Source organism: Streptomyces bobili (genome assembly GCF_002154575.1).
GTDB classification, from domain to species: Bacteria; Actinomycetota; Actinomycetes; order Streptomycetales; family Streptomycetaceae; genus Streptomyces; species Streptomyces bobili.
The window spans coordinates 1-8,751 of the sequence record NZ_MUBA01000117.1; the positions used below are offsets into that span (position 1 = coordinate 1).

Sequence of the window (8,751 nt, forward strand, 5' to 3'; positions counted from 1 at the left end):
GGCCTGGGGGGTGCCCTCGTCGACGAACGCTCGGAACATCTGGGTGCTGCCGGCGGGGTCGTTGGTGCCCTGGGGGCCCTGCGTGTTAGCCATGCCCCGAGACACTAGCGAAAGCGGCCGGGCCGGCCCAAGCGGGGGGCGGGCTCCGGCCCGCCCGGTGCGCGGCCGACGGGGACCTCCGCCACCTGGGCGTTTACTTTCGTAATACTTGCCTTTGCCAACTTTTTGCGGCCGTCGACCCCCGATTTATTTGCCTGTAACAACCAAGCGCTTCTATGGTTGCCCTAAGCAACGAATGCGGGAGGTGTGATGGCCGGGCAGGCACAGTTCGAGGAACTGGCGCGCCAGCTCAGTGCCGTCGGAGCCGTGAAGCGGGACCTCGGGCGGATACTGCCGGCCGACTGCTCGCCGGGCTCGGCGGGTGTGCTGACGCTGCTCGACCGTCACGGTGAGCTTCGGATGAGCGCCCTGTCCGAACTGCTGGCCGTGGACATGTCGGTGACCAGCCGGCACGCCGCGCACCTCGCCGAGCGGGGCTGGATCGAGCGGTCCCCGGACCCGGCGGACAAGCGCTCGCGCATCCTGCGCATCACCCCCGAGGGCCACGCGATGCTCGCCGAGTTGACCCGCCGCAGCACCGACCTGCTGGCCGATCGGCTCAGCGACTGGACCGACGACGAGGTCGGTCAGCTCATCGGGCTGATGACCCGGCTGCGCGCCAGCTTCGGCGACTGCCGGTCCGCCCAGCACCGGCCCCACCGGCCCCCTCCCCTTCCCGCTCACGTTCCCGCTGACGTTCCCGCTGACGTTCCCGTGAGTGAACTCCCCACGTGGACAGCCACGTGAACAGACCACCCGTACACCCGCACAAGCGACGTAGGAGAAGGAAGCCCATGGCAACGACCACACCAGCCGGTGTGCGGGCTCACGCGAAGCACGGCGGAGGGTCCGCCGTCGACGCTCCGATGACCCACCGGCAGATCATGGAGGCCCTCTCCGGCCTGCTCCTCGGCATGTTCGTGGCGATCCTGTCGTCCACGATCGTCTCGAACGCCCTCCCGGAGATCATCGGCGACCTCGGCGGCGGCCAGTCCGCCTACACCTGGGTCGTCACCGCCACCCTGCTGGCGATGACCGCGACGACCCCCCTCTGGGGCAAGCTCGCGGACCTGTATGACAAGAAGGCGCTCGTCCAGATAGCGCTCGTCATCTACGTGCTCGGATCGGCCGCCGCCGGTCTCTCGCAGAACTCCGGCATGCTGATCGCCTGCCGTGTCGTCCAGGGCGTCGGCGTGGGCGGCCTCTCGGCCCTCGCGCAGATCGTCATGGCGGCGATGATCTCCCCGCGTGAGCGCGGCCGTTACTCCGGATACCTCGGCGCCACCTTCGCCGTCGCCACCGTCGGCGGTCCGCTGCTCGGCGGTGTCATCACCGACACCAGCTGGCTGGGCTGGCGCTGGTGCTTCTACGTCGGCGTGCCCTTCGCCGTGATCGCGCTGATCGTGCTCCAGAAGACCCTGCACCTGCCCGTCGTGAAGCGGGACGTCAAGGTGGACTGGGCCGGCGCGTTCTTCATCTCGGCCGCGGTCTCGCTGCTGCTGGTCTGGGTCACCTTCGCCGGCGACAAGTACGAGTGGCTCTCGTGGCAGACGTACGCGATGGTCGCGGGATCGATCGCGCTCGGGCTGATCTTCGTGCTCGTCGAGTCGCGGGCCGCCGAGCCGATCATCCCGCTGCGCCTCTTCCGCAACCGCACCATCACACTGTCCTCCGCCGCCTCGCTCTTCGTCGGCGTCGCGATGTTCTCCGGCACGGTCTTCTTCGCCCAGTACTTCCAGCTGGCCCGCGACGAGTCGCCGACCATGTCCGGTGTGCTGACGATCCCGATGATCGCCGGCCTGTTCGTCTCCGCCACCGTGTCCGGGCAGCTCATCACCCGCACCGGCAAGTGGAAGGCCTGGCTGGTCGGCGGCGGTGTGCTCATCACGGCGGGCCTCGGCCTGCTGGGCACCATCCGCTACGACACCCCGTACTGGAAGACGGCCGTCTTCATGGCCCTGCTGGGCCTCGGCGTCGGCATGATGATGCAGAACCTGGTGCTGTCCACGCAGAACCAGGTCGCCCCGGGCGATCTCGGCGCGGCCAGCTCCACGGTCACCTTCTTCCGCTCCCTCGGCGGTGCGATGGGCGTCTCCGCGCTCGGTGCCGTCATGGCCAACCGCATCGGCGACTACGCCGAGGACGGCATCGCGGGCCTCGGCCCCGACTACGCCTCGGCCGCGGGCGGTTCCGGCTCCGGGGACGCCATCCCCGACATGGACAAGCTGCCGCTGCCGCTGCGCACGGTCATGGAGAGCGCGTACGGCCACGGCATCGCGGACGTCTTCATGATCGCCGCCGCCATGGCCCTGCTGGCCTTCCTCATCACCCTGTTCATCAAGGAGGTCCCGTTGAGGACCAGGGGCGCGCTGGCGCAGACGGCCTCCGACGACGCCCCCGCCGAGACTCCGGCCGGGTCCGGGTCCGGGTCCGGGGCGCAGGCTTCCGCCGCCGGCAAGGTCCTCGCGGGTGTCGGTTCCACCGTCGAGGCCGGGCCCGAGGGCACGCAACGGCTCGCGGCCGTGACGACCGCCGAAGCGACCGCCGAAGCGACCGCCGACGCCCCCGCCGGCTCCTCCGGCGGCTCCTCCGGCGGCTCCTCCGGCGGCATCTCCGTCCGCGGCCACGTCCGCGGCGCCGAGAGCGCGCCCGTCCCGCAGGCCGCCGTCACGCTGATCTCCCTCGCGGGCCGTCAGCTGGGCCGCTCGGTCGCGCAGGCCGACGGCTCCTACGGGCTGGACGCGCCGGGCACGGGGTCGTACGTCCTGATCGCCTCCGCCGACGGGTTCCAGCCGCAGGCGTCCACGGTCGTCGTCAACGGCGAGCCGGTCGCGTACGACATCCTGCTCAGCGGGACCAGCGGGCTCGGGGGTGTCGTGCGGGCCGCCGAGTCGGGTCGGCCCGTCAAGGACGCCATGGTCGTCGTCACCGATGTGCGGGGCGATCTGCTGGCCACCGGCACCACCGGTGAGCAGGGCGAGTTCGCCTTCACCGAGTTGGTGCCCGGTGCCGTGACCGTCGCGGTGAACGCCGCCGGGTTCCGGCCGCGCGCCCTGCCCGTCGAGGTGGGCGTGAGCGGAGTGACCCGCGTGGAGCTGGTCCTCGACGCGGGGGCGCGGGTCCAGGGCGTCGTCCGGGCGCCGCACGGTCCGCTTGCCGACGCGCGCGTCACGCTCGTCGACGCGGCGGGCAACGTGGTCGGCTCCGCCACCACCGGGGTCGACGGGGCGTACGCCTTCACCGACCTCGACGGCGGCGACTACACGGTCATCGCGACCGGCTATCCGCCGGTGGCCACCGCCCTGACCGTCTCCGGCACGGGCGTGGACGGCCACGACATCGCACTCGCCCACCCCGGCGAGTAGTACGACACGGCACCGGCCCGTGGCGGGGTTCGCCCCCGCCACGGGCCGGTCTCTTCGAGGAGTTACGTGAGATGGGACTGACCGCGAGGATCCGCACCCGGGACGGATGGGCCGTGTCGCACGCGGTCGTCACGGTGACGGACATGACGGGCAGGCAGGTGGTGCGCGCCGAGGCCGACGCGGAGGGTGCCGTACGCGACGCGACCGCGCTGGCGCCGGGGGCGTACACCGTGATCGTCACCGCCGTCGGCTACGCGCCGGCCGCCGCGAGCGCGCTCGTGACCGCGAGCGGACGCGCCGAGGTCGGCACCGTCACGCTGGCCCGGCAGGGCGGCGCCGAACTGCCGCCGCCCGGACTGTGGACCGTCGACCCGGCGCACTCCGCCGTCGGCGCGGTCGCCCAGCACCTGGGCATCTCCAGCGTGCGCGGCCGGTTCACCGAGTTCGCGGCGTCCGTCGAGATCACCCCGGACGACGTCACCAAGTCCCGGGTGGGGGCGGTGATCCGGGCCGCGTCCATCGACACCGGCAACGGCATGCGCGACACCCACCTGCGTTCGGCGGACTTCCTGGACGTCGAGGCCCACCCCGAGATCACCTACCGCTCGACCGGCGTGAGCGTCGCGGGCCCCGACCGGTGGACGGTCCACGGCGACCTGTCCCTGCGCGGGATCGTCCGGCCCGTCGACCTGGACCTCGCCTACCTCGGCACCGGCGCCGACCCGTGGGGCGGCACCCGCGCCGCCTTCCGCGCGACGGCCGACCTGCACCGCGAGGACTTCGCCCTCACCTACAACCAGGTCGTCCAGGCGGGCATCGCCGCCATCGGTACGACCCTCAGGGTCGAGCTGGACATCCAGGCCGTGCAGGGTGAGTCACTGCCGCAGGCGTAGGACCGGCAGGGTCGGCCGCGACGCACGCGCACGCGTCACCCCGCGCCTACGCTGGCCCCATGGCACCGAACATCGCGACCAACACGTCCGTCTCCCTCGACGAGCTGCTGGACTTCGTCCGCCCCCGGCACCGCGCGATCCTGCTCACCCGGCGCTCCGACGGCGACCCCCAGGCCTCGCCGCTGACCTGCGGCGTCGACGATTCGGGCCGGATCGTCATGTCCACCTACCCGGAGCGGGCCAAGACCCGCAACGCCAAGCGGGACGAGCGGGTCAGCCTGCTCGTCCTGAGCGACGAGTGGGACGGCCCCTGGGTCCAGGTCGACGGCACTGCCGAGGTGATCGACTCCCCCGACTCCGTCGAGGCGCTGGTCGAGTACTACCGCAACATCGCCGGCGAACACCCGGACTGGGACGAATACCGTGCGGCGATGGTGAAGCAGGGCAAGTCGATCATCCGGGTCACCCCGCGACGGTGGGGTCCGGTCGCCACGGGGGGCTTTCCCGCGCGGCTCGCTCCGCGGGACTGATCGAATCGAGGGGACCGGTCGTGGATCAGCTCGGCGGGAACACGGAGAACGGCGGTGACCGTGGTCACCGCCCTCCCCCTCGACTGCGGGACGTCAGCCCGTCGTCTCCTGGGTCAGGTCGTAGAAGGTGGCCGAACCGACCGTGACCTGCTTGAAGTTGGCCTCGATCCACTCGGTGATCTGTGCCGAGGTGCCGTCACCGCTGCCGCCGCCCATCGCGCCACCGCCGCCCGATCCGCTGCTGATGAAGTAGTGGATCCTGCCGTCGGCCACGTACTGCTTGAACTGCGCGAGCGTCGGAGAGGGGTCGGTGCCGTTGAAGCCGCCGATCGCCATCACCGGGTCGCCGGTGGCCAGTTGGTAGCTCGCGGCGTTCTGGGAGCCGATGGCCGCGCCGGCCCAGGTGTAGTTCCCGGAGTCGGTGCCGAGCAGCTTCTTGGCCTCGTCGGTGACGGTGGCGCCGTTGATCAGGCCGCCCGCTCCGCCGCCGCCCATCCGGCCGCCGTCGCCGTTCGCCTGCCCACCGGGAGCGGTCTGGCCCTGGCCGGGCGTGCCCCCCGGAAGGCCGCCGCCGTCCTGCCGCCCCTGACCCTGCTGCCCCTGCTGGCCGGGCATGCCGCCGCCGAAGCCGCCGCCACCGCCGCCGCCGGGACCGCCCCGGCCGCCGCCCATCATGGACGCGCCCGCCGGGCCCGCCGTCGGGATGGAGCCGGTGTGCGCGGAGTCCACGGTGCTCAGCGTGTACGCCGTCGGTCCGGCCAGCGCCGCGACAACGCTCACGGCCGCCGCCGCGAGGGCGAGCCGCCGGGGCAGCCGGCCCGCGAAGACCAGGCCGAGGGCGCCGGCCAGGCCGCCGACCAGCACCAGCCACTTCAGCCAGGGCAGGTGGTCCGGGGTGCGGTTGAGCAGGACGTATCCCCAGGCCGCGGCTGCCACCGAGGCGGCTGCGAGGGTGAGCGAGGCCCAGATCCCGGACCGCTTCTCCCACAGGATGCCGGTGCCCATGCCGATCACGGCGGCCATGTAGGGGGCCAGCGCGATCGTGTAGTACTGGTGGAAGATGCCGGCCATGAAGCTGAAGACCACCGTGGTGATCAGCAGTGAGCCGCCCCAGACCAGGAACGCGCCGCGGGTCACCGAGGTCCGCTTCCGCCTGCGGGTGGCCACCAGGCCGGCGACCAGCAGGATCAGCGCGGCCGGCAGCAGCCAGGAGATCTGGGCGCCGATCTCGGAGTTGAACATCCGGTCCCAGCCGGTCTCGCCCCACTGACCGGTGCCGCCACCGCCGCCACCGCCGACGCTTCCGGTCTCCTCCCCGTTGAGGCGGCCGAGCCCGTTGTAGCCGAAGGTCAGCTCCAGGAACGAGTTGTTCTGCGAGCCGCCGATGTACGGGCGGGACGATGCGGGCCACAGTTCGACGATCGCGACCCACCAGCCGCCGGAGACGACCAGCGCGGCCGTCGCCAGGGCCAGCTGCGAGAAACGCTTCCTCAGCGGGACCGGCGCGCAGACGGCGTACACGATCGCCAGTGGCGGGAGGATCAGGAAGGCCTGGAGGGTCTTGGCGAGGAACGCGACACCGATCGCGGCACCGGCCCACACCAGCCACTTCGTGCGGCCGTCCTCCAGCGCGCGGACCACCAGGTAGCAGGCCACGGTCATCAGCAGGGCCAGCATGGCGTCCGGGTTGTTGAACCGGAACATCAGCGCGGCGACCGGGGTGAGGGCCAGCACCGCGCCCGCGATGAGGCCGGACGCCGGGCTGAAACGGCGGCGCACGGAGGCGTACACGGCGGCGACCGAGCCGACGCCCATCAGCACCTCGGGGACGAGGATCGCCCACGAGTTCAGGCCGAAGATCTTCACGGACAGCGCCATCGGCCACAGCGCGGCAGGGGGCTTGTCGACGGTGATCGCGTTGGCCGAGTCGAGCGAGCCGAAGAAGAAGGCCTTCCAGCTCTGGCTGCCTGCCTGTACGGCCGCGGAGTAGAAGGAGTTCGCGTAGCCGGAGGCGCTCAGGTTGTACAGGTACAGGACGCAGGTGGCGAGCAGCAGTCCGAGGAAGGCCGGGCGGGCCCAGCGGGGGTCCTCGGGCCGGCCGCGCCAGATTCTGGCGGCGAGGGGCCGCTTCGGTTCGCCCGGACCGGGGGCGGGGGCGGCGTCCGGTTCCTGCGGCGGGCTCCAGGTGGCCGTATCCGCCGGGCCGGCCGGGCCTGCCGTCCGAGCCGTGTCGTCGAGGTGGGTGGTCATCGGACGTCCCCCTGGTCGGTGTCGTGGGGGCGCACCGGCTGCAGCCGGATGGTGGCGTCCCTCCAGGTGCCGTCCGCGGCTTCACCGGCGCGGAACTGGGCCGTGGTGCTGTCGTTCCGGGGCGGGGAAGGGGTGTGGGGCCGCCGCGGCAGCGGACCGGGCGCGGGGTACGCCGGTGAGGCGGCGGTCCCCGTCGGGGGCCGGCCCACGTGCTGGGCGGTCTCGGCCTCCTGGTCGCCCCGCCGGTCCGGGAACACCCAGGCGCGGAAGAGGAGGAAGCGCAGGACCGTCGCCGCGAGGTTGGCGGCGATGAGGACGGCCAGTTCCGTGGCGTGCGCCGGGTCGGAGGCCGCCGCGTCGAGCGCGAGGAGCGAACCGCTGGTCAGCGCGAGGCCGATGCCGAAGACGACCAGGCCCTGCGCCTGGTGGCGGACGGCGCCGGCACTGCCGCGCACCCCGAAGGTGAGCCGGCGGTTGGCCGCCGTGTTGGCGACCGCGGAGACGAGCAGCGCGAGCGCGTTGGCCGTCTGGGAGCCGGAGAACTGCCGGAACCCGCTGTAGAGCAGCAGGTAGAAGAGGGTGGACAGGCCACCGACGACACAGAAACCGACGAGCTGACGGGCCAGGCCCTTGGGTACGTCCATGATCTCGCGGTCGCGCGGATCGTCGCCGAACGGCCTGGTCAGCCGGTCCAGGGGAAGCGAACCGGTGGCCAGCGCCCGGCCCACGCGCCATACCCCTTTCAGGTCGTCGGTCGCCGTCCTCACGATGTGCACCGTGGAGTCCGGGTCGTCGACCCAGTCGACCGGCACCTCGTGGATACGGAGACCGGCTCGTTCGGCGAGCACCAGCATCTCAGTGTCGAAGAACCAGCCGGTGTCTTCCACCAGCGGGAGCAGAAGTTGCGCCACATCGCGGCGGATCGCCTTGAAGCCGCACTGGGCGTCCGAGAAGCGGGCCTGGAGCGAGCCGCGCAGGATCAGGTTGTAGGAGCGGGAGATGAACTCCCGCTTGGTCCCCCGCACCACCCGCGAGCTGCGGGCCAGCCGGGAGCCGATCGCCAGGTCGGAGTGGCCCGAGATCAGCGGCGCCACCAGCGGCAGCAGCGCGTTGAGGTCGGTGGACAGATCGACGTCCATGTAGGCGAGGATCGGGGCCTCCGAGGCCGACCAGACGGTCCGCAGCGCCCGGCCGCGGCCCTTCTGCTCCAGCCGGAAGGACCTCACCTCCGGGACCCGCGCCTCCAGCAGCCGCGCCACATCCGGGGTGCTGTCCGTCGACGCGTTGTCCGCGATGGTGATGCGGAACGGGTACGGGAAGGTCCGCGTCAGGTGGTCGTAAAGTCTGCGGACGCAGGGCTGGAGGTCCTTCTCCTCGTTGTAGACGGGGATCACTACGTCCAGGACAGGCGTACCGGCGGCGTCGGCCGGGAGGTGCTCCCGCGCCGGCAAGGTGCCGGGAGAAGAGTCGGTTCGCATGACCACGACTTTCGTCAGGTGCCCTGTCCCGCCCATGTGCCGGCCCTGTGCTGGCCCTGTGAGTCCTGTTGCCAGTCCGTTTCGGGCGCGGGCCGCGGCGGGGCGGGGGCGAGGGCGGGCAGGTGCAGGGTGAAGA

General features: G+C 72.0%; 6 protein-coding genes. 4 read left to right on the forward strand and 2 right to left on the reverse strand.

Annotated elements, in window-relative coordinates; translation table 11 throughout:
- Nucleotides 1-309 precede the first annotated feature (309 nt).
- The 4 genes from BZL64_RS10430 (at nucleotide 310) to BZL64_RS10445 (ending at nucleotide 4,887) form a co-directional block, all read left to right on the forward strand.
- Nucleotides 310-846 (forward strand): MarR family winged helix-turn-helix transcriptional regulator, encoded by a 537-nt coding sequence (locus tag BZL64_RS10430; RefSeq protein ID WP_086768342.1) that lies wholly within the window; start codon nucleotides 310-312, stop codon nucleotides 844-846.
- 119 nt (nucleotides 847-965) lie between these two features.
- The gene (locus tag BZL64_RS10435; RefSeq protein ID WP_483025097.1) at nucleotides 966-3,464 is read left to right on the forward strand and encodes an MFS transporter; all 2,499 of its coding nucleotides are present in this window, start codon (nucleotides 966-968) and stop codon (nucleotides 3,462-3,464) included.
- A 71-nt stretch (nucleotides 3,465-3,535) separates the two neighbouring features.
- Nucleotides 3,536-4,357 (forward strand): YceI family protein, encoded by an 822-nt coding sequence (locus BZL64_RS10440; RefSeq protein WP_086768346.1) that lies wholly within the window; start codon nucleotides 3,536-3,538, stop codon nucleotides 4,355-4,357.
- A 59-nt stretch (nucleotides 4,358-4,416) separates the two neighbouring features.
- Nucleotides 4,417-4,887: a PPOX class F420-dependent oxidoreductase gene (locus BZL64_RS10445; protein WP_086768348.1), complete on the forward strand. Its 471-nt coding sequence runs from the start codon at nucleotides 4,417-4,419 to the stop codon at nucleotides 4,885-4,887.
- Between the two features lie 93 nt (nucleotides 4,888-4,980).
- On the opposite strand, the gene BZL64_RS10450 is transcribed toward BZL64_RS10445, so the two are convergent.
- Both BZL64_RS10450 and BZL64_RS10455 read right to left on the reverse strand, forming a co-directional pair.
- Complete coding sequence (locus tag BZL64_RS10450) at nucleotides 4,981-7,137, reverse strand: ArnT family glycosyltransferase (protein ID WP_086768350.1); 2,157 nt, start codon at nucleotides 7,135-7,137, stop codon at nucleotides 4,981-4,983.
- Complete coding sequence (locus BZL64_RS10455; protein WP_086768352.1) at nucleotides 7,134-8,615, reverse strand: bifunctional glycosyltransferase family 2/GtrA family protein; 1,482 nt, start codon at nucleotides 8,613-8,615, stop codon at nucleotides 7,134-7,136. Before BZL64_RS10455 ends, BZL64_RS10450 begins: the two co-directional genes overlap by 4 nt.
- Between the last annotated feature and the right edge of the window lie 136 nt (nucleotides 8,616-8,751).